Raw genomic sequence first — 20995 nt, forward strand, 5'->3', positions numbered from 1 at the left:
TATCAATCATTAAGCCCCTTTTTGGGGCTTTTTTTTATAACCAGCTCAGACCAATATCCGGTTATTCGTTGAGGCTAGGCATTAAACCTTTTTTAATGCGAGCCATGAAGAAAAACACTAAAGGATTTATTTCAGCAACCAAGATTGCTCAGCGTAGCTTCTGTGAAAAGCAGCTTGTGCTTGATCAGCAATATGGTCGTCATGAAACAGATGTTCAAAGACAACGTCGAGAAAGAGGTGAAGAAGAACATCTTAGACATCATCTCGAAGCACAGCGATATGGTTCGAGACGAGATAGCCGCTGTTTCATTGCAACTGAGCTCTATGGACCATTAGCTAAAGAGACGGAGCAGCTAAGGCAGTTTCGAGACAGCTTTCTCATAAACCGAATTTGGGGACACCTTTTTATTAGTGCCTACTATGAGCTGTCACCAAGCATTGTTCGTTTAATTCAGGCTTACCCTTTTGTCAGATCATTAATAAAGCCTTTCATCAATTGGATTGTAAAAAAGGTGAGTAGAAATGGCTGAAGCATTTTATGGGGTAATAGTCGTTTTATTAATTCTTTCTCTGTATGGGATTGATGCTAGAAGACGTGAAAAACGCCGTAGATTTATTCTCAAAGAGAATATGCCAAGAGAATTATCTCAGGCTCGTCTTATTCACTCAGAACACTACATAAGCACACTTTTGCCCCGGAAAATGCACGGCACTCTTGATCAGCTCTATAGAGTGATTTCAGGACAACACGTTCTTGTAGATAGTAAAACCCGAGCTAAACACCGTGTTTATTTTAAAGATATTGTTCAGGTTTCCACTTACAAGGTGATTCTATCCCGTAACGGTATGAATATCGCTGATTATGCTTATTTCAGGGTAGTAACGCCTGACGGTGTCGAGTACATCAAACAAAACCTGCTTTCCGAGCACGACGTCATCAATGAGTTCGACAGAACTGATGCACTCATAAAAGGGAAAGCATCACCATCTAACGCCAAACACAAATCAATGTGCATTAGCTGCCCCCAACAAATTAATTGTGACGACTGGCAGTTTTCAAGCCGCCAAATATCTAAGGAGACACAATGAAAGCCCAGATGCTTTTAATACCACTACTAATCTCAGCTGCGTCACCGATCCACGCAGATATTCTTACACCTACTGAGAATAGTGCCTCTTATGCAGATAAAAGACTGAGGTATACAGCCAAGCTTGAGAAAACGGCACAGAATGAAAAGCTAAAAGAGAATCAACCTCAGGAGCTAAAGACTGCCAACTCTAAAGAACGTTTCTTGGTACCCAAGATGCCAAGTACAAGAAATGGTGATGTTCCTTCAGTATCACCTGAAAATGCTACAAAAGTTAAGCAGATTAGTGATCTCCCTTTACGTGAGCTTAACGAATCGTTGCAAATATCATTTAGGGACAAAAATCTTCCTTCTAGTATCCGCTCACTAACTCCACCAGGTTGGGTAGTAGATCTTCAAATAGACAAAAGCCTTTATGAAACCAAAGTGAGCTTTAGTGGTGAAACTACATACCAGCAAGCATTAAAAGACATCTTGGAACCACAAGGCCTCACTTTCTTGGCTTACCGAAACATGAAGCCTAAACCACTTATTGTTGTTACCCATGGAGGCAAGAAATGAAGAAGTCCATTATCGCTCTACTACTTGTTAGCTTAAGTGGTTGTGCTATGCCTCCAGAAAAGGAAGTCCGTACCTCAAGAGCCAACCCTGTCCCATCCACAGTTGAAAGCGCCCCACGCACAAGTAATTTCGTGAGCATAACTACCTCAAAGAAACAACTGATGGATGAACGAGTCACCATCAATAACCCTAAGATTTCGGTTATAGATGCTTTAACTTCGCCAAGCTCTCTTTCTCGGGCAAATGTCATTGCAAGAGATGCTGGTGTCAATTTAGCAATGAAGATTGGCGTGAAAACGCAAAACGCAAAAATTGAGGATTATATATCTCAGGTTGAAGGAACCACTGACTACTTTATTGAGCTTCAGGAGACTGGTAGTGATGTGACGCTATATGTTTCTTCTGTCATGACAAAATCATGGGATTTAGCAGCACTATCCGATATGCCGACTGTAGAGACAAAATCAGGTTTCTCGGCAACTGGTCAACCCAGTAATAATTCAGGAAATGCAGGTCAAATGGCAGATTTCACTTCTAATGAGGCAAGTGGGACTCAGCTAACCACAACTCGTTCAGATGAGTCATGGCAATCTCTAATTGATGATGCAAAAAGAATAATTGGCCTAGAAATAAACGAAAACTCAGACTCTTCAAATTCTCAGAATGAGAAGACATTAATTCCAGAACTTGGAGAAGGTGATGATCCTATTGCCATGCTTAATGAGCTTGGCAATCGTCTTGATGATGAAATGAATCCTTATTTCATTGAGCCATGGGTTGTTGGAAACAAACGTATTGGCAAAATTACAGCTTTCGGCAAGCCAAGCCAGATTCACAGACTTGATGAATATTTGAGCAGGTTGTCAACTCAAAGCCAGCGTCAGATCTACATGGAAGGTGCCATTCTTGATGTCAAAACCACTAATGGTCATGGCTATGGTATTGATTGGAGTGCTGTATATGCCAATGATGATAAAACGCTTTCACTGAGTGGAAGTGCCTCACAAGCTTTATCCATAGTGGATGGAGGAACCTGGTCATTTGCTGCTTCAATTCCATTTGGAGATGTAACGTTAAACTCAGTTATCAATTCTCTTCGTGAACAAGGTTCAGTATCAGTTCAAAGCCAACCAAGATTAACTATTACTAATGGCTATACAGCCTACCTAGGAAGTACTCAAGAGTTTAGTTTTGTATCAAATGTTGAGTTCTTACCCCTTAGTACAGGTAACAGTTCTAATGCCGCTTCTGATACGGCTATTACTACCCAGCTATCACGTGTAAATGTGGGTATAAAAATCGCTGTTACACCGAAGTTACTAGATAATGGAAAAATTCTTGTCAACATTGTTCCATTTCTAAGCACCATTGCTGGTACCACACCAATTAAGTCGGCTGGTGAGATATATGAAACTCCAAATATAGCTCTCCAAGAAATGGCCACACAAGTCATCACAGAGAGTGGCAGCCCGATCTATTTAGGCGGTCTTGTAGTAAATAGAATGCTGCAGAACGCTAAGAATCTACCTATTAAGAACAAAGCGCTTTCAAAAGCACTCGGTAGCGCCTCATTCGAAGAGGAAAATACTGAACTTGTCATTGTTGTGACTCCAAGGGAAGTGGGCGCATGATTGCAGCAAATATTCGTCTCTCCATTGAAGGCAAAGAAGTTGTTTTAATTCGTGATGTTATTGGTAAGGCACCCTCTGAAAAATACACTCGACAGGATGAAGGTTCTCTGCATATTTGGTATGAAGAGACAGTTCTAACTGAAACTCGGGAGGCAAATCCTGATGCCAAAGTATATGGTCTATGGCAGACATTAATTGCTTCAGGCGTTATTGATTTAGACCAAAAACTCCAAGTCCTTTATACAAACGACAGTAAAGATATCGGTTATTACCTTTACATCAATAGCGGTGTAATGCAATCAGGTTCCATTTTCAATAGTGAACTCCAGTCGTTACCTAGTTCTGCTTTGACGGAAGAATTTAGTCTCGATGACGCAATCATTCTGAACTCTGATGAAAGCACTCTCAAGCTACCTGCTGAACAGCTCAAAACTCAAAAAGAGATAGTTAAACAATCTCTAGCCAAGAAAAAAAGCAATCAACAGAGATCTACCATGACTGTAGTCTTGATTATTGCTTGTGGGTTGGCCATGGATACGTTCCTCGATATTCAGCATGAAAAACAAGCTCAGTTGTTTTCTGCTTTAGAAAACAAATTGACTGTGACTCAAGATGAACTCGCATCTCTGGCAAAGAGAAAACGCTACAACATACCCTCACAAAAAGAAACGCTTACTAAGCTCTACAACGTTACCGACTCTCTACATGATGAAGCCTTATCAGCAAGTTTCAGCTTGAAATCAAATGAAATTGTAAAAGTATTTGTTAAGAACACGAATGTTAATGCTGCTCGAATATCAATGCTGGCAAGTGGTGATATTCAAACAGTTCGCGTTTCTCCAGAGCAGTCGGTTATAACCTGGGTGAACAAAAATGAAAATTAAAGCCTTACTCAAAAGACTAAACCAGTACAGCAGTCTCGTCCTTTTACTTATTGTGACCAGCATAGGTACATGTTGGTATGTCTTAAGTAATGAAGCTGAACGGATTGATCCTGATTTCAAAAAAACCAAAGCACTCATAAGTATGTATGAGACTGAAATCGAGGAAATGTCAGTCCAGCAAGACCTTCCGAAGCTAGATTCAATCTGGTTCAACATTCAGTCAATCGCCAGCCAATACAACGTCAAGGTTTCTTCGATTGAAAAAATCGAAGATGCAAAGTTTTCCGAGGGGGATATTCCATGCGGTCAGGCTTGGTTCGGCTCTTTACAGGGAACCAGCAAGAACGTAGCTGCAGCTGCTTTGGAAATCCAGAATGAATTACCAGTTATGTACGGTCAAGCCGTGATTGATAACAAGGTAATGGGACTTAGTTTCGCCGCAATGGGAATCATAGACTTTAATTAAGAGGTAAAGATGAAGAAGACATACATATTGGCAATGCTCCCTATTTTAATGGCTCTAATCCAACATCCAGCTTTAGCGGAGGGTTCCATTTCATTGACACCAGAGCAGATCAGTCATGAAAAAGCCTTAAAAGAATTGAGAAGGCAAAAAGAAATCATTAAGGAGAATCACGACAGGGCCTTACTCCTAGCTGAGTGTAGAGACTTAGGGATTGATTGTAGCTCTGGAACGACTTTAGAAATCATGGAACCTGTAGAAAAGTCTCAGCCAAAAAATACTGAGTTTAATGATGTTCAAGATATTCAGGGCCTTATATCAACGCCAGTTATGAATGGCTCAGATACTCCTGTGCTTGAAGCCATTCAAAACCAAAGTGCTCAACTTAAATATAACGGAAAAAGTGAATGGGCAATGGTAGGTAACAAGGTTGGTCAATGGCAAGTCGTTCACATCGATGCATCAAAAGTACGACTCAAAAATCTACGTAACCCAAACACAATTAAAACTCTTTTATTACGGTGGTAATTGAAATGCTAATGACTAATACAGAAGTTTTATTCCAGAAAATAGTAAAAATCCTGATTGAAATCGAGGCTACTACAGAATTACATGCTAAACATTGGCAAGCACCTGAAAATGAATCGATGATTTTCGAGACGTTAGTATCTGAAAGCGTTTCAACCGCTGATATTGCTAAAGCCTTTTCAATACATAAAAACCAGAAACTATATTCAGAGTCTGAGCATGGCGAATTCATTATTTCTGGAAATGGTTGGGGTATTGCCAATGACATTCTGTTCATAGCAAACCCATTTAGCCCCGAATTGGAAGAACTGCTTGATAGTCGAGGCAGAGGCGTTTATCACTTCGAGGGAATTGGAATTCTGGAAGGGAGTATCTTCGATACATCACCAAAGAACTCAAATGAAAATGACCTAGATAAAAACATAAACAAAATGATTGAAATGGCTCTACATAAAGGAGCCAGCGATATTCATATATCTCCCAGGACCAACAATCACATATCAATTCAATTTAGGGTCGACGGTGTAAAGACTGTCTACAAGCATGATATTGCAATGGATGATTATGGCTCATTTTCAAATCGAATACTTGCAAAAGCATCAACAGTAGGCGGTAGCCCTACAACGCCATTAGATCTAAAGTTTCGTCATGAATGGAACGGGCGATCGATAGAAGTACGTCTTGCAGCGTCACCGGTCATTCAAGGTGGAGAAGCACATTACTTTTTTGTGCTACGACTATTAAATCCAACCGGTCAATTAAGAAGCCTGGAGGAGATCGGATTTCCAGATATTGAGGTGCAAACCTTAAATCATCTTTGTCGGTCACCGAAAGGTTTGATAATCATTACCGGTCCTACAGGCTCAGGTAAATCGACAACCCTATATGCCATGCTTAAACGTATCCAGGAATTAAGGCCTGGCGATTCCCTACAAACGATTGAAGATCCAGTAGAGATTGAGCTTCAAGGAGTTGAACAGTCACAAATCAACTCTTCCTCAGGAATGACATTTGCCAGTGCCCTACGTTCGAAACTTCGTCAAGATCCAGACGTTATCCTTGTCGGTGAGCTTCGTGATTTAGAAACCACCAAACTGGCTATCGAAGCTTCAATGACCGGACACTTGGTATTAACAACCTTGCACACGAACAGTGCTGTCCAGGCAATTCCCCGACTTATCAACCTTGGAGTCGACCCAACTACACTTGCAGATAGTCTCTTAGCGATATCAGCTCAAAGAATGGTAAGAAATGTATGTCCTCACTGCAGTACTAAGGAGCCATTTGGAGCTAACACAGAAGTTTCGGCTAAGTACGGTTCTTTGAGACATGCACCAATGCAAAGTGAAAAAATTAGCATTGCCAATACTAAAGGTTGCCAACATTGTGATTCCGGCTATTCGGGTAGAAGTGTTGTATCGGAGTTAATGATAGTCGACCCATGGACACAACAAGAGATTATTAAGAATAGTCCTGCTCATGAAATCGAAAAAACACATAGAAACAATCAATACATGACTATGTGGGACAACGGAATTTCTCTCGTAAAAGAAAATAAAACGACCATCCAGGAGCTCGAATCACGTCTCTCAACCCTCGCTGCATACGGTCAACATTTCACTTATGGTCGAGAAACAAACTTACTTTAATCTGGAGAAAAAAATGAGTAATTATCAAAGAACGAAAAGCCAAACTGGTTTCACACTAGTTGAGCTGATGATCGTAGTTGCTGTACTTGGTATTTTAGCCTCTTTAGGGCTGAAAGGTTACCAATCATGGATTAGAACAACGAATGTAGATGTAGCAAGTTATTTCGTTGAACGTGATTTTTTCTCTGCTGCATCTCAATGTTACAGAATGAATCGTTCATATTCTCAATGTAACAAGAATGAACTGGTCACTTTTGGACTTGATGACAAAACACCCTGGGATCTAGATTGGACGGTGAGTATTTCTGGAAATACCTTTACCTTAAATCTACCTACATCAGATTCAGTATCTGCAGAGATGCTAGCTAAACGCTTAAACTCAAGCGATGTGGATCATATCAGCAATGCCACAAACTCATCTTCTGCAGTAACAATTTCTCTGGCAATGCCGTAATGCAAGCTTTAGTTAAGTTTCTTCAATTGGATAGCAGCAGCAGATGGCAGCTTTTTGAAACTGATACTGAAGAAGAACTCTACGATATTCCAGGTTTGGGAGACACTATAGAGTCAGTCATTCCTATCCCTTTCAATCTAAAGCTTGGTAGAACAGAGTTAGCGTTATCGGAGCAGCTACTTTTAGTTGCTCAAGTTGCAACCCTTGTTGATTCAGGGGCAAAGGTGGCAAAAGGTATTATGGAAATCGTCGATTCTGCGGACTTCCTTAAAAAGTTCAGAAATGATCCTAGACTGAATCATGCGAGTAAGGTCTCGGATTACCTAGGAATTTTTGGCGTTAGTAGGACCGTAAAATTGCTAGTTATAGCAGGTGAAAAGTCAGGGCGTCTAAGTGAATCCCTGAATTCTGCTGTAGAAAACATTGAACAGGATCTGGAACTGCAGAAAATTAGTGGCGCCGACATGAAAGTGGGCGTTTTTTATCTCATTGGTGGCTTGCTATCGATCTTTATATCTAGTCTAGCACTCGGTGATGCTGCCCAAAATATGATCGATGTTCCAGCAATTAAAGATAATTCAGCAACGCATTTAATAGCTGGTTTCTACCATTTCATGACTGAGCAAACCGTACTTTTTATAGTAATAATTGCTGGCATCATCAGCTTATTAACATACCTATGGCAAAACGTTGTTGGGTTTAGGCAATTTCCAATCGCGAAATCATTAAGCGAGCTAATTAAGTCTAGACGGTCAGCAAACTTTCTATCCACATGGATTCCACTTTACCTATCAGGTATCGATAACGATAAGTCATTGGAATTAATCTCAAAGAATTTAAGCGGTGAAAATAAAAGAGCTACTGAAACTATTCAAGAAGGAGTTAATGCAGGTTCTACTATCCCGGCCAGTCTTTTCTCTAATTACTGGTCATCCAGCCTCATATTAGGTTTGAAAAGCTTCGATGACGCACATGATGAGGCAAGGAGAAAATTACTGGCTAGAGTGAGAAGACTTTTACTGACTGAAATTCTAGTCACAGGTAAACGCTTTTCAGGTATAGCACTTAAAGCTGGACTAACCTCTGGCTCTATATCTGTTCTATTAATGGCATTAGGCTTTTACGCGCCAATGTTCTTTTCAAGGGCTGGATAAGTGAAGCAGCAAGGTTTTACTTTAGTTGAATTGCTAATTGTCTTGATGGTGATGGCAATTATTGCAGTAGCACTACTGCCGACAGCCATTCGTAGTATGGACAGTTATCGAGTCATAGCAACTGTTGAGGAAATGAAGGCCATAGCAGGCTTTGCTGAACTTGCTCGTCAACTACCAGGCGGTGACCAGTTCAATAATTCCACTACCAAAGCAGTGGCTAGCTTTCTTGAATCCTATGACGTTACAAACATTGGCATGTCGTCAACATCTGATAAAAAGAATCATTGGTCAGAATCTTACCTTATAACGACAACGGGAAAAGCTGCACAGGTTACGACCACTGTTCCATTAAAAGGCATTAATCCATTTGAAGTTATTGCTAAATCATCAGGTACGGGAACGTCTCTAACTTACACCCATCGAGTTAGTCCAGATAACTACACCAGACTTATGCATGTGCGTGGCAATAAGCATATTCTTTATTTGGAATAAAAAATGGAAAAAATAAATAACCAAGCTGGTTTTACTCTCATTGAGCTGATGATAAGCATGTTGATCGTCAGTGTTCTCATTGTGCCTTTCGTATATCAAAAACAGGTTAAGTACAAAGAAGAGCTGGATGCAATTACATTAAGTGAAATTCAGGATATTGGTACCAGCGCTCAAAACTATGCCGCAGAACAAAACTTATCCTGGCCAGATGAAGAAAATCAATGTAGTTCAGCAATCTCATTAATGAAGAACGAGGGCTATTTAAGTGGTCTCAGTGATAACTCAGTTTTTGACACAGCTTATAAAACTACATGCACGTCCAGTCCAGGAAGCAGATTCTCAGTTGAAGTTGATACCAAAACTACTTCACAAGCTGAAATTATAGCGAGTTACCTTGCTTCAAGTGTAGTAACAGGAAAAACGGTTAGCTATTCAATCCCACTACCATCATCTATACCTGCCTTAGAACACTTGCTACCAAGAGATGGCTCACGCCCGATGACAGGTGATCTAGATTTAGGTGATAACAATATAGTGAATATCAATGATGCAACAGCTAAAGGCGATATCGAAGCAGATAGAATCATAACTACCAAGATACTCGATAAAGATGACCCTGATTACTATATTGATCTGAATAATTCATCGCACATGAATAATGTATCTATGGATGTGGCTAGTCTTGAAAACAGCTATGTGCTCGGTGATGCATGCAAAACAAAACAGATTGGCACAACAATTAATGGTGAGCTTCTAACCTGTGTATCAGGAGTTTGGACTCGTGGCGGTTCGTCCGTTCAGCTTAAGGCTAGCACGGCTTCACATGGTCAAGTAGTAAAACCTATTGATGGTTTTACCCCGGACCAATGTGTCATCTCACTATCGGGTGTTCCATATAAAAATGATGGAGGTTACAAAAGAAGTCGACATTTCTCTCATTACTACAACTTAAGAGCTGATGGTTGGCAAGTGATGGCAGGGGTAAGAGATATTTCCGACAACCGGCTTCGCCACACTTCAGCAGTCATTCAGTATTCTCTTGTTTGTAGTTCATGAAACATAGTATGAGAACTAATAAAGGCTTCACATTGATAGAGCTGTTGTTGGTAATGATGATAACCAGCATTTTGGTTGGGCCATATATCTACCAAAAAACAGTGGAGCTTAAGGATGAGCGAGTAAGAATCACCATGAGCGAAATATCAGATATTGCTACTAGTGCTCAGAACTATGCTGCCGAGCAAAACTTAAAATGGCCAGATGAAGATAATCAATGTCGTTCAGCAATTTCGCTTATGCGAGATGACGGTTATCTAGGTAGTTTAAGTGATATTTCCATCTATGAAACAAGCTACTCAACATTATGTTCTAGCATTAACGGCAGTCGTTTTTTTGTTGAAGTAGAGACTAAAACCTCTGCAGAGGCCGAGATTCTTGCTAGTTATTTACCTTCTAGCGATGCTAGTGGAAAATCAATTAGCTTTTCAGTTCCTCTACCTTCATCCATACCGGCATTAGATCATCTTCTCCCCAGAGATGGGTCACGTCCTATGACCGGAAATCTGAATTTAGATAACAATGATATCGAAGATGTTAACCAAATTAGCACTGAAACTGTTCTCCTAAACTCAGTAGTTACAAAAGGAAGCTCATGTTCAAAAAATGGCCTCATTGCTCGTAACAATGGTGGACTAATACTCAGTTGTAACCAAGGTGTATGGACAGGTGCTGCTGGTAGTCCTGAAGGAATGCTCGCACATTTCTATCTAGATTCTTGTCCTGATGGCTGGAAAGTAGCCGATGGAAGTCAGGGAACAATTGATGCCAGGGGTAAGTTTTTAAGATCTCTTGATTTAGGGCGTGGGTTAGATCTTGGGAGGAACCTTGGAAGCACCCAAGGAGATGCCATCAGAAATATTACAGGCAGCGGTATTGCTAGTGGTGGATATGCTAATGCAAGAGGGGCTTTCTACAAATCAAGTGGTTATAACCCACAAGACTTTAATGGTTCAGAGCAGCACTATACTGCAAATTTTGATGCCTCCAGAGTAGTACCTACAGCTAATGAGAATCGGCCAGTAAATCTTGCACTATTAACTTGCCAGAAGTTTGATTAAAAATACTACTTCGTAAATAAGCCAAAATATTAGAAAAAAATGAGCTAAGAATAAATGAAACCTAACTTAAATGATTTAAAAATTTATAGCGAATTTGCTGTGGCTACAATAGGCAATGATGTTCAAATCATCAAAGAGGGAGAGCAGTGGGAAACCTTATCAGGTTTATATAAGGAAATACTTGATGTTTATAAACCTGATAAACCAACAGAGGTTAATGATCCCTCAATAGAATGGGATGGTGACAGATGGCGTTGTCAAGTATACAACTCAGCCTATGGATGGGGATGTGCACTAAGACGAAATCCGAGCAAAATTCCTCATTTAGTTGAGGAGTTAAAATTTATCCCTAATGAGATCATGCCTTTGACTCAGGGAACAGGCCTCGTATTGATTGCAGGCCCTACTGGTGGGGGTAAAACAACGACGATGGCTTCGATATTAGATTATCTCAGTCAATCAAAAAGCTTAGGTCAAACAGTAACGATTGAAGAGCCAATCGAATACATGCATACAAACCCTCTTATTACACAGCGAGAAGTCGGTGTAACCGTAAATGGCTTTTTTGAAGGTGTTCATGAAGCAATGAGACAGTTTCCTAAGAATATTGTCATAGGTGAAATTAGACATCCTGATACTGCTGAGGCGGCAGTCCAGGCTGGTCTAACCGGTCATAGAGTATTTGCAACTTTACATGCTGAAAACATTGCTGATGTTATAACTAGAATGTTTGCGTTACTTGACGATCAACATGACCAGCTATTCCCTCAAGCCTTACAAGGAATAATTTGTCAGCATTTAGTTCACGGTGTGGATGGCAATACATACTGTATATACGAGAGTATCAGGGTCACTCAACAAGTAAGAAGTATATTGACTGAAGGAACTACAGCACTTCCAAGATTAAACCACGAAATGTATCAGCAGAAACGAAAAACACTGTCTGAATTTGCTCACAAGTTAGTCATATCAGGTCAACTTCATCCAGAAGAAGTCACCAGATGGAGCAAAAACATTCAACGTTTTTAATCTGGTTCTAAAACAAACAGTTAAGGCCATAAATGTTTGTTTATGTCTTCCTTGATTAGTTTCAGAAGATAAAGCTTTAACAGACAGCGTAAGTTACGTATCTACTTAGTAGTTTTGTCTGACTTTTCATGATTGTGCCTTGGCTGAAATATTTCATGATCTTTAGAATCATCAGCAATAAGGCTGCACATCACACTCTCTTGACGCCAATCAAGCGCAACTGTCGCATGATCAATATTGAAATGCGATCGTAGTTCTCTTTCAACTAATTGCTCTATTTTACGAGCAGGCTCACTTTCCACTGGCCGTACATGAAGAGTGGCCATCCTGCGCCCTGAACTGATCTGCCACGTGTGGATATGACTGACAGATTCAATTTCTGGGATAGTCTTCATTAGATGGTTTTCTATCTCTTCTGGGGAAGCACCTTCAGGTACCCCCTCAAGAAGAATATGTAGAGATTGACGGAGTAGTTTCCATGCAGTTCGCAAAATAAGAAGAGAGACGATGATGGAGAGAATTGGGTCAACTGGTGTCCAATTTGTGTAATAGATAATGATAGCTGCCATTATAGCCCCTATCGATCCCAGTAAATCTCCAAGCACATGTGCAATAGCACCTCTAATATTGACGTGCTCGTTATCACCACGTGAGAGTATCCACAACGCGAGAATATTAACTAAGAGGCCTGCTATAGCAACGATTAACATGGGGCCACTCAGAATTTGGGGCGGCTCCTGAATTCGCTCCCAAGCTTCGAAAAATATCCAACCCACAATAATAAACAGTGTCACAGAGTTAATGAAGCCAGCAATAACTTCAAATCTAGAGTAACCGTAGGTTCGCCTTGTATCCGGCTTTCTCCTTCCTATTCGAAAAGCTATATATGCCAGAGCTAATGCCGCAGCATCTGTAAACATATGACCAGCATCAGCAATCAATGCAAGTGACCCGGAGATAATACCTCCGGCAATTTCTACAATCATAAATGAAAAAATTAACAAGAAAGACACAAAGACTTTTTGTTCATTTTGGTTGTTTAGCATGGACTCATGAGAATGTGGCATAAAAGACTCTCTGATATTCAATGATTAGGCCAGCAACTGCTAGCTTCACATAGCTATAAGTAATAATAACAGCAGATGAAAGTTAGATACGCTTTTCAAAGAATGCTTAATCTAATCTTGGTTTAAAACTTACTACTTAATCCTTTCTGTTTATTTGTTTTCTTTTATTATTAAAAAATATATATATTAAACTTATCAAACTCACTCATCAGCCTTCAAAGTATATTTGAAAAGCATATATCTCTTATTTTCATATAGTGCTGAACTGATGATTCCTTTTTCAGTTAGATTTTTTACATCTTTTTTTCGAACAGCTAAAAATATGGAGTTTCCAGGGCTTACTGATAAACCATTAATCACCGTAGATTGATTAATTGACTTCACCTTATTTGAACTATAAAACCTCGCTGAGAAAGGTAATCTGCCAACATAAAAAACATTCTCCAATCCCTTTTCTGAAATTACTTCTGCTCTAACAATTAGTCCTTTCTCTGATTTGATATTGTCAGGATTTAAACCTAACCATAAACCATAGACAGAAAAAGCTAATGGTATAAGGAGTGTCAACGACATACTTGTCCAGAAGTTGGATGTTACCCTTGAGTCATTTGCCACCAATCCCCCTGTGGCAAGAGCTAGAAAAGGCAAGCTTGGAAGAACATATGTCCACAAAATATTGCCAGCGAATGTAAAAAACACACTGGGGACTAATATTGCCGATAATAAAATGAGTCTGGTATCAGGGAGCTCAGATTTACATACAGAGGGTTTTAAATTGCCTCTACGCAGAGAGCCAAAATATCGATAGAGCATCAACAAAGGCCATGGTAGAAATGCGATTATCAAATATAGCCAGACCGTCCCTCTTGGGAAGTCATGTGCATTGCCATACAAATCACCTTCCCAGCCACTAATGACGAAGCGCTTAAAATGTTCACCAATGATAAAGTAGTCGATAAACCCAGGAGTTTTTATTTCTGCAAGTACGTACCACGGAAGTGTTAAGAGTATTGCTAGAAGAATGCCTCTTAGCCATGGCAACAGTCTCCATAATCGTATCCAAGCATTGTTTACGATGACCCAGACTAATATTGGGCCACTTGAAATGACAAACGCTAACGGACCTTTCGATAATGCTCCAATCACCAACCCTATAAAAAATAACCATGACCAAAGGTTACTACCGTTGCGAAGCCTAATGATGAAGCTTCCAATCGTGAGTGTCGTGCCTAACACAAAAAATGCATCAGTCATTACTGTAGCTGCACTGATAAACCCCAGAGTACTGCTTGCATATATTAACCCGGCTATTAATGCATAATGCTTTGCCGACTCAGAAAAAGGCCGTCTGTGCAGGTGTAAGCCCACTTGATAAATTATCGTAATTATTCCAAGACTCGCTAACCAGGCTGGAAATCTTCCAGCAAACTCAGATATACCAAATAATTTGAATGACAAAGCCTGTAACCAAAATGAAAGTGGAGGTTTACCCCAAAAGGGTACTCCTTCATCAAACCACGGGGTAATCCAGTCTCCAGTCTGAACCATTAGTCTTGCTATTTCTGCGTACCTAGCTTCAGTAGTATCTGCATATGGAATAAGCCAGGCCAAAAATAACCTTGCAAGCATTATAGTGCTTAACATAAAAAACAGATTTCTCATACTAATGTTCATAAGTTAATAATTCTCTGCTTAGATCTTGAATTATCATCGTGCGACTCGATAAATTCAGAAACTATGAAGAGGGGACGTTGTTTACTTTCTGTGTAAATCTTCCCAATATACTCACCGAGAACACCTAAACATAAAAACTGTAATCCAAAGAAGAATGTAATCAGACAAAATAGTAGATTATAATCAATCACTTCATGAGTAGATGTGGTGCCTATATTACTGACGAACATAGATAGAATTGATGTGGCTAAGAGAGCAATACCCAAAAAAAATGAGATACGAAGTGGCTTGTAAGAAAATGAAGTTATTCCATCCAGAGCAAGTGTAAATAATTTAAGATAATTCCATTTAGTAATTCCAGCTGCACGCTGCTCACGGTCAAACTCTATTATTTTAGTATCCATCCCCACCCATGCAAAAATTCCTTTCATATACCTATTTCTCTCGGGAAGCTGGTTTACTGCATCAACCACTTGACGACTCATGAGCCTAAAGTCGCCAGTGTCTGTAGGTATAGGAATATCGCTGATGTAGCTTATAAATCGATAAAATAAATATGCATAAGTTCTTTTAGCCCAACCATCCCCATGACGTGATCGTCTCTTCATCAAAACAACGTCTGCTCCTTGTTTCCAAGCGGAAACCATTTCTGGGATACAGTGCGGGGGATCTTGTAAATCAGCATCAATTAAGATTACAGCATCCCCTTTTGCATATTGTAACCCAGCTGTAACAGCCGCTTCTTTTCCGAAGTTACGAGATAAGCTTAAAATACGAATTTGCTTGAATCTATTTTTTGCAAACCTTAATTTATTTACAGTATTGTCTCTGCTGCCATCATCAACAAATAAGAATTCGAACTTATATGGCATAGAGCCCGTAACTTGGTCGAGCGTCTGCAACAATTTGGAGAGTACGGCCTCTTCATTGAATACAGGAATCAAAATAGTTATTAAATGACTCCTTGCGTCATTGATACATGGTTTAGTCTTTTTCATTGAAAACATACCTTCTACAGATTAAGTAATTCACGAATGTGACACTTGCTGTAGCTATAACTTGTGCAAACAGAGTCTCGTTACCGTATTCAAGTAATGCTTTAAAAACACCATAGTTTGTGACTCCACCAAGTACCGCACCTGCTAAGTAGCGAGGGAATAAAAAATAATGTGGTGCAGAGGATTTGAATACAAAGTGATACTGGAAAAAGTAATTAGTAAGTAACCCGATTAAATATCCAAAAAAAGTAGCAATTAATGCATTCGCCCCTAGTTGAATAAATATATACATACTTATCCAATGAGCCATGGTTGCGGTTCCTCCTGAAAGGAGAAACCGCTTGAAATTGCTGAAATAATTTTCATCTTCGTTTGGAATTTTTCTTTGGTCAACGCAGACCATTGAAGATGGTGTCGTGTGGATGACTGATAACTTTCTCAAATTCATGCCATAACTTCCGATGGTTTGGAGTCACGTCCATGAATGATCCGATATAGAGCTGGCAGTACTAGCAGAGTGAGTATGGTGGAAGAGATAATTCCACCAATAACAACTGTTGCGAGTGGCCTTTGAACTTCTGCACCGGTTCCAACATTTAGAGCCATGGGAACAAATCCTAAACTCGCAACTAGAGCAGTCATTAGAACTGGGCGAAGGCGTGTCATAGCACCCTCAATGATAGCCTCGTTTAAATTTCCGTTCTGGCGCCAGTAATCTCTAATAAATGACAGCATTACTAGCCCATTCAAAACAGCCACACCAGAAAGAGCGATAAATCCTACGCCAGCAGAAATCGACAATGGCATATCACGTAAGTAGAGCGCGCAAACTCCGCCGGTTAGGGCTAAAGGAACGCCGGTGAAAATAATTGCAGCATCTTTGAACGAACTGAACACCGTTACTAGCAAACCAAAAATCAGTAACAAAGTGATTGGAACTACAATTGAGAGCCGTTGGCTAGCCGATTGCAATTGCTCATACGTTCCACCGTATTCAATCCAATATCCGCTCGGAAGTTTGACTTTTTCTGTTACCTCAGCCTGAACCTCACTTACAAAGCCACCTAAGTCTCTACCTCGAACATTCGATGAAACTACGACGCGTCGCTTTCCACTTTCACGAGATATTTGAGCTGGAACATCAGTGATTTTGATAGTTGCCACCTCTGAAAGAGGCACATACTCGCCACTATCAAGTGTTACAGGTAAAGAACCAAGCATTGCAATATCAGATCGAATAGACTCGGGCAAGCGAACAACTAGATTGAAGCGTCGGTCTCCCTCATATATCAAGCCGACATCTGTACCACCAATTGCAGATGCCAGTAGATCTTGAATCGAGTCAACAGACAATCCATACCTAGCGAGTTCCGTTCGTTTTGGTTCTACAGAAAGTAGAGGTAGTCCACTTACCTGCTCGACTCGAGCATCTGCACTGCCATCAATCGATTGTACGACTTGTAGGACATTCTCTGCTGTTTGGCGAATCGTATCCAAATCATCACCAAACACTTTGATTGCTAAATCAGCCCGCACCCCTGAAATTAACTCGTTAAAGCGCATTTCTATTGGTTGTGTAAACTCATAATTGTTACCTGGCAATGATTCGACTGCAGACTCCATTTGTTTAACAAGGTCTTCCTTACTCAGGTCTGGATTTGGCCACTCGCTGCGAGGTTTAAGCATGACAAAGTTGTCTGCCACATTGGGTGGCATCGGATCTGTTGCTACTTCTGGTGTGCCTATCTTGGCAAATACTTTATCAACTTGAGGAAATGACTTTAATTTATTCTCCAACAACTCCTGCATTTCGATTGATTGCTTCAAACTTGTTCCTGTTATACGAAGCGCATGCAGGGCAATGTCGCCTTCATCGAGTTGAGGAATAAATTCCGTACCCATTTTGCTAGCAGTCTGAATAGCAAGCGCCATCAATGCCATACTGGCTAGTACAATGAACCAGCGAAATTTAATGCTGAACAAAAGTAGCGGTTTGTATGCAAACTTCACAGCAACAATAAATGGACTCTCTTTTTCTGTGACCCTCCCTTGCATGAACATGGCTACAGCAGCTGGTACAATTGTCAGTGTAAAGAGCATTGCAGCAAGTAGAGCTATTACTACTGTTGCTGCCATGGGTTGGAACATTTTTCCTTCAACACCACTTAAAGTGAAAAGAGGGATATAGACCACAGTGATGATCATCACACCAAACAAGCTTGGTCTGATAACTTCATTCGTAGACTCGAAGACTACTTGAAGCCTCTCTTTAAGAGGTAATAAGCCGTTGTTATCATGTTGTGCAATGGCTAATCTTCTGACAGCATTTTCGACGATTATCACTGCGCCATCGACAATCAATCCGAAATCAAGTGCTCCAAGGCTCATCAGATTGGCGGAGATTCCTAATTCAACCATTCCACTTATAGTTGCTAACATTGTGATAGGAATAACAGCAGCAGTGATCAATGCTGCTCGAATATTGCCTAACAGCAAGAACAAGATAACGATAACTAATAGTGCACCCTCCACTAGATTCTTTTGAACGGTTGCAATTGCTTTATCTACAAGGATTGTTCTTTCATATACTGGTTCAGCAATAACGCCTTCTGGAAGAGACTTTTGTATTTCTTTCAGTTCTCTGGCAACACTATCAGCTACTTCTCGAGAGTTTTCACCAATCAGCATCATTGCTGTGGCTAAAACAGTCTCTTTACCATCTCGAGTAGCCGCACCAGTTCTTAATGTTTTCCCAAGATCAACATCAGCTACAGCAGATATGGTTACAGGTGAGTTCTCATACGTTTTAATTACAACATTCTAAATATCTTCTATAGACTTCAGTTGGCCAGGAGAGCGAACCAGAAGTTGTTGACCATTACGTTCAATGTATCCAGCACCACGATTGTTATTATTGGCAGCTAGAGCTTGCTGTATGTCAGCCATACTGATTTTGTAGGTCAGCATTTTTTCGGGGAATGGTTGGACATGGTATTGTTTTTCATACCCCCCCATCGTATTGACTTCAGTTATTCCTGGCACGAGTTCAAGTCTGGGTGAAATAATCCAATCTTGTATTTCTCTCAGGGCCATTTCATCATACTCCTGACCGTTTTCTTGCAAGGCTGTTGGCAATGCTGACACGGTATATTGAAATATTTCCCCTAATCCTGAAGCAATCGGTCCCATTTCTGGTTCCAGACCATCTGGCAGATCACTTTTGACGGATACAAGAATGTTATTGATTCGATCTCTCGCAAAGTAGAGATCTGTTCCCTCTTCGAACACAACGGTAATCTGAGAAAGGCCATAAGCAGATATTGACCGTGTGTAATCCAATTTCGGCAGAGAGGACAACGCTCTCTCAATCGGGTAGGTTATTCGCTGTTCTGCTTCTAAAGGGGAGTAACCCGGTGCTTTTGTATTAATTTGTACTTGAACGTTAGTGATGTCAGGAACAGCGTCTATTGGAAGTTTTTGGTAACTCCAAATCCCCATACCTAAAATCAAAAAAATCAGAGACAAGACAAGGCCTCGTCTCGCAATCGAAAATTGCAATATTGAATCAATCATTAAATACTCCGGGCTCAGTGACTGTGTGCTGCACCTGACTTTTCAAGGTCAGCTTTTAGTAAGTAACTATTAGCAACAACAATTACATCACCGAGGTTTAGTCCAGTTAAAACTTCCACATGTGAATAATCGTTGAGGCCAAGCTCCACTGGTCTGGGTACAAACGATTCGGCATCCTTGATAAACACTACGTTTTTGCCTTCATATTCTTGAAGTGCAGTGTTCGGGATACGTAATGCAGCTTGCTTTTGATTTACAACTACATCACCACGAAGAAGCATTCCTGGAAATAACTGTGTTGATTTAGTCTTGATAGGGACTCGCGCCAGAATATAGGGCTCGTTTACTGCATTGGGTATGAGTTGTTGGATACTAGAAATAAGGGTTTCGTCACCATAACTTAAGATAACTTCCTGATCAGGTTTAATTATACTAGATTGTGATGGAAATACTTTTAGTTCTGCCCAGAGAGATTGGCTATCTGTAATAGTGAATAGTGTTTCTGTATTAGCTATTTCACCTGATGACGCATGCTTGGCAGTAATAGTGCCAGATATTGGTGCCCTGACAGTGTATGATTGCAAGCTAGAGTTAGATTCGATGGTAGCTAAGACTTGTCCTTTCTTAACATACTCCCCATAAGAGACTTTTACGGAAGTCATTCTTCCAGGAAATTGCGCAGTCACATGACTCACTGCGTCAGGAGAAATTTTGGCTGTTCCATAAATACGGGTAGTTTGACTAATCGTTCCTGGTCCAACTTGTTGAGTTTCTATGGAGTTAGCTCTAGCCATTTCACTGTCCATATATACTGCTTCTGTTTTTTCTCCTTCATGATCATGTTCGTTTTCTTCTGAGCCATGCCCTTCAGTCTCTGAATCATGCCCTTCAGTGACTGAATCCTCCCCATCTTTGGCATGTGCTGAAGGAGCTTTTTGTCCTGCCTCATTATGTGAGTGATTGTCTTCTTGTTGATGTGACTCAGCTGCCATCAGGCTATTTTGATTCGTAACTATCAGACCTAAGGCAAATAACACAACTGCAGATAATTTCGACAAACTGTAAGTTTTTGTATTCATTGTATTTCCTATGCTCTTATCTAAAGACTGGCTTCTGCTGTTAGTGGGACAGCTGTTAGTTGCTCGACTTCAATGCCATATCGAACCGCTGCTGTTGCAGAATCAATCAATGCTTGCTTTGCTTGAAGTAGTTCGCGCCGAGCACTGAGAAGATCTAGGTAACTATATAGTCCTCGACGGTACGCAGTTTGTGTTTGCTCAAGACTCAATCTTAAGTTAGGGATGATTTCGCTCTTGAGTTGGTTTACAGCCGCTATTGATTGCTCGCGCCCGGTGTAGGCTTTATAGAGCTGCGTATGTAAAGAAAGCAAGGTACTTTCTTCTCTGAAAATGACTTCATTTTTTGCAGCAAGAGCTGATTCAATTCGGCCCTGCGCTCTCTTTCCGCTGAATAATGGCATAGAGAACCCAGCAACTAATGCCGATTGATTAATCTCTTCATTTCTTCGAATGCCGACCGACCAACTGAGATCAGCGACACTTTGTGTCTTTGCCAACCTAATTTCAGCATCACGAATACGTGATTCAGCTGCATAAAAGCGGATAGATGGATT

At 40.5% G+C, this 20995-nt stretch carries 20 protein-coding genes and 1 pseudogene; 14 read left to right on the plus strand and 7 right to left on the minus strand.

Annotated elements, in window-relative coordinates; translation table 11 throughout:
* Positions 1–104 precede the first annotated feature (104 nt).
* Genes MAMP_RS11455 through MAMP_RS11520 form a run of 14 tightly spaced genes read left to right on the plus strand, consistent with a single transcriptional unit; the run spans position 105 to position 12050 of the window.
* Positions 105–530 carry a CFI-box-CTERM domain-containing protein gene (locus MAMP_RS11455; protein WP_050797558.1) on the plus strand — a complete coding sequence of 142 codons (426 nt, stop codon included), beginning with the start codon at positions 105–107 and terminating at the stop codon, positions 528–530.
* Positions 523–1089: a hypothetical protein gene (locus tag MAMP_RS11460; RefSeq protein ID WP_007146216.1), complete on the plus strand. Its 567-nt coding sequence runs from the start codon at positions 523–525 to the stop codon at positions 1087–1089. Before MAMP_RS11455 ends, MAMP_RS11460 begins: the two co-directional genes overlap by 8 nt.
* Positions 1086–1649 (plus strand): hypothetical protein, encoded by a 564-nt coding sequence (locus MAMP_RS11465; protein ID WP_007146217.1) that lies wholly within the window; start codon positions 1086–1088, stop codon positions 1647–1649. Before MAMP_RS11460 ends, MAMP_RS11465 begins: the two co-directional genes overlap by 4 nt.
* Complete coding sequence (locus MAMP_RS11470; RefSeq protein ID WP_040576546.1) at positions 1646–3280, plus strand: hypothetical protein; 1635 nt, start codon at positions 1646–1648, stop codon at positions 3278–3280. The genes MAMP_RS11465 and MAMP_RS11470 overlap by 4 nt, the downstream gene beginning before the upstream one ends.
* Positions 3277–4164, plus strand: a complete 888-nt coding sequence (locus MAMP_RS11475; RefSeq protein WP_007146219.1) for a hypothetical protein — start codon at positions 3277–3279, stop codon at positions 4162–4164. Before MAMP_RS11470 ends, MAMP_RS11475 begins: the two co-directional genes overlap by 4 nt.
* Positions 4154–4630 carry a hypothetical protein gene (locus MAMP_RS11480; protein ID WP_007146220.1) on the plus strand — a complete coding sequence of 159 codons (477 nt, stop codon included), beginning with the start codon at positions 4154–4156 and terminating at the stop codon, positions 4628–4630. The genes MAMP_RS11475 and MAMP_RS11480 overlap by 11 nt, the downstream gene beginning before the upstream one ends.
* Positions 4631–4639: 9 nt before the next feature.
* The gene (locus tag MAMP_RS11485; RefSeq protein WP_040576547.1) at positions 4640–5155 is read left to right on the plus strand and encodes a hypothetical protein; all 516 of its coding nucleotides are present in this window, start codon (positions 4640–4642) and stop codon (positions 5153–5155) included.
* 11 nt (positions 5156–5166) lie between these two features.
* The gene (locus MAMP_RS11490) at positions 5167–6804 is read left to right on the plus strand and encodes a GspE/PulE family protein (protein WP_158005172.1); all 1638 of its coding nucleotides are present in this window, start codon (positions 5167–5169) and stop codon (positions 6802–6804) included.
* A gap of 13 nt (positions 6805–6817) precedes the next feature.
* Positions 6818–7258 (plus strand): type IV pilin protein, encoded by a 441-nt coding sequence (locus MAMP_RS16565; protein WP_050797559.1) that lies wholly within the window; start codon positions 6818–6820, stop codon positions 7256–7258.
* Positions 7258–8412, plus strand: a complete 1155-nt coding sequence (locus MAMP_RS11500) for a type II secretion system F family protein (RefSeq protein ID WP_007146224.1) — start codon at positions 7258–7260, stop codon at positions 8410–8412. Before MAMP_RS16565 ends, MAMP_RS11500 begins: the two co-directional genes overlap by 1 nt.
* Positions 8413–8904: a type II secretion system protein gene (locus MAMP_RS11505; protein WP_007146225.1), complete on the plus strand. Its 492-nt coding sequence runs from the start codon at positions 8413–8415 to the stop codon at positions 8902–8904.
* 3 nt (positions 8905–8907) lie between these two features.
* Complete coding sequence (locus MAMP_RS11510; protein WP_007146226.1) at positions 8908–9960, plus strand: type II secretion system protein; 1053 nt, start codon at positions 8908–8910, stop codon at positions 9958–9960.
* 8 nt (positions 9961–9968) lie between these two features.
* Positions 9969–11021 carry a type II secretion system protein gene (locus tag MAMP_RS15745; RefSeq protein WP_007146227.1) on the plus strand — a complete coding sequence of 351 codons (1053 nt, stop codon included), beginning with the start codon at positions 9969–9971 and terminating at the stop codon, positions 11019–11021.
* Between the two features lie 54 nt (positions 11022–11075).
* On the plus strand, positions 11076–12050 hold the full coding sequence (locus MAMP_RS11520; RefSeq protein ID WP_007146228.1) for an ATPase, T2SS/T4P/T4SS family: 975 nt from the start codon (positions 11076–11078) through the stop codon (positions 12048–12050).
* A gap of 101 nt (positions 12051–12151) precedes the next feature.
* On the opposite strand, the gene MAMP_RS11525 is transcribed toward MAMP_RS11520, so the two are convergent.
* The 7 genes and pseudogenes from MAMP_RS11525 to MAMP_RS15750 all read right to left on the minus strand — a co-directional run bounded on the left by MAMP_RS11525 (position 12152) and on the right by MAMP_RS15750 (position 20986).
* On the minus strand, positions 12152–13117 hold the full coding sequence (locus tag MAMP_RS11525) for a cation diffusion facilitator family transporter (RefSeq protein WP_007146229.1): 966 nt from the start codon (positions 13115–13117) through the stop codon (positions 12152–12154).
* A 201-nt stretch (positions 13118–13318) separates the two neighbouring features.
* Positions 13319–14779 (minus strand): ArnT family glycosyltransferase, encoded by a 1461-nt coding sequence (locus tag MAMP_RS11530; RefSeq protein WP_158005173.1) that lies wholly within the window; start codon positions 14777–14779, stop codon positions 13319–13321.
* 8 nt (positions 14780–14787) lie between these two features.
* Complete coding sequence (locus MAMP_RS11535) at positions 14788–15789, minus strand: glycosyltransferase family 2 protein (RefSeq protein ID WP_007146231.1); 1002 nt, start codon at positions 15787–15789, stop codon at positions 14788–14790.
* Positions 15776–16237 carry a GtrA family protein gene (locus MAMP_RS11540; protein ID WP_050797561.1) on the minus strand — a complete coding sequence of 154 codons (462 nt, stop codon included), beginning with the start codon at positions 16235–16237 and terminating at the stop codon, positions 15776–15778. The genes MAMP_RS11535 and MAMP_RS11540 overlap by 14 nt, the downstream gene beginning before the upstream one ends.
* Positions 16234–19362: pseudogene (locus tag MAMP_RS11545) on the minus strand (efflux RND transporter permease subunit). Before MAMP_RS11545 ends, MAMP_RS11540 begins: the two are co-directional and overlap by 4 nt.
* Positions 19363–19376: 14 nt before the next feature.
* On the minus strand, positions 19377–20441 hold the full coding sequence (locus tag MAMP_RS11550; protein WP_007146235.1) for an efflux RND transporter periplasmic adaptor subunit: 1065 nt from the start codon (positions 20439–20441) through the stop codon (positions 19377–19379).
* A 20-nt stretch (positions 20442–20461) separates the two neighbouring features.
* Positions 20462–20986 (minus strand): TolC family protein, encoded by a 525-nt coding sequence (locus MAMP_RS15750; RefSeq protein WP_083821534.1) that lies wholly within the window; start codon positions 20984–20986, stop codon positions 20462–20464.
* Between the last annotated feature and the right edge of the window lie 9 nt (positions 20987–20995).

This window comes from Methylophaga thalassica MP, assembly GCF_000214595.1.
Lineage (GTDB): Bacteria > Pseudomonadota > Gammaproteobacteria > Nitrosococcales > Methylophagaceae > Methylophaga > Methylophaga thalassica.

Bases quoted from the DNA above. Each gene is read 5' to 3' on its own strand.
- MAMP_RS11465 (WP_007146217.1), top strand. From the start codon at position 1,086: ATGAAAGCCCAGATGCTTTTAATACCACTACTAATCTCAGCTGCGTCA.
- MAMP_RS11530 (WP_158005173.1), bottom strand. From the start codon at position 14,779: ATGAGAAATCTGTTTTTTATGTTAAGCACTATAATGCTTGCAAGGTTA.
- MAMP_RS11460 (WP_007146216.1), top strand. From the start codon at position 523: ATGGCTGAAGCATTTTATGGGGTAATAGTCGTTTTATTAATTCTTTCT.
- MAMP_RS11475 (WP_007146219.1), top strand. From the start codon at position 3,277: ATGATTGCAGCAAATATTCGTCTCTCCATTGAAGGCAAAGAAGTTGTT.
- MAMP_RS11485 (WP_040576547.1), top strand. From the start codon at position 4,640: ATGAAGAAGACATACATATTGGCAATGCTCCCTATTTTAATGGCTCTA.
- MAMP_RS11470 (WP_040576546.1), top strand. From the start codon at position 1,646: ATGAAGAAGTCCATTATCGCTCTACTACTTGTTAGCTTAAGTGGTTGT.
- MAMP_RS11480 (WP_007146220.1), top strand. From the start codon at position 4,154: ATGAAAATTAAAGCCTTACTCAAAAGACTAAACCAGTACAGCAGTCTC.
- MAMP_RS11500 (WP_007146224.1), top strand. From the start codon at position 7,258: ATGCAAGCTTTAGTTAAGTTTCTTCAATTGGATAGCAGCAGCAGATGG.
- MAMP_RS11510 (WP_007146226.1), top strand. From the start codon at position 8,908: ATGGAAAAAATAAATAACCAAGCTGGTTTTACTCTCATTGAGCTGATG.
- MAMP_RS11490 (WP_158005172.1), top strand. From the start codon at position 5,167: ATGACTAATACAGAAGTTTTATTCCAGAAAATAGTAAAAATCCTGATT.
- MAMP_RS15745 (WP_007146227.1), top strand. From the start codon at position 9,969: ATGAGAACTAATAAAGGCTTCACATTGATAGAGCTGTTGTTGGTAATG.
- MAMP_RS11550 (WP_007146235.1), bottom strand. From the start codon at position 20,441: ATGAATACAAAAACTTACAGTTTGTCGAAATTATCTGCAGTTGTGTTA.
- MAMP_RS11525 (WP_007146229.1), bottom strand. From the start codon at position 13,117: ATGCCACATTCTCATGAGTCCATGCTAAACAACCAAAATGAACAAAAA.
- MAMP_RS16565 (WP_050797559.1), top strand. From the start codon at position 6,818: ATGAGTAATTATCAAAGAACGAAAAGCCAAACTGGTTTCACACTAGTT.
- MAMP_RS11540 (WP_050797561.1), bottom strand. From the start codon at position 16,237: ATGAATTTGAGAAAGTTATCAGTCATCCACACGACACCATCTTCAATG.
- MAMP_RS11455 (WP_050797558.1), top strand. From the start codon at position 105: ATGAAGAAAAACACTAAAGGATTTATTTCAGCAACCAAGATTGCTCAG.
- MAMP_RS11520 (WP_007146228.1), top strand. From the start codon at position 11,076: ATGAAACCTAACTTAAATGATTTAAAAATTTATAGCGAATTTGCTGTG.
- MAMP_RS11535 (WP_007146231.1), bottom strand. From the start codon at position 15,789: ATGAAAAAGACTAAACCATGTATCAATGACGCAAGGAGTCATTTAATA.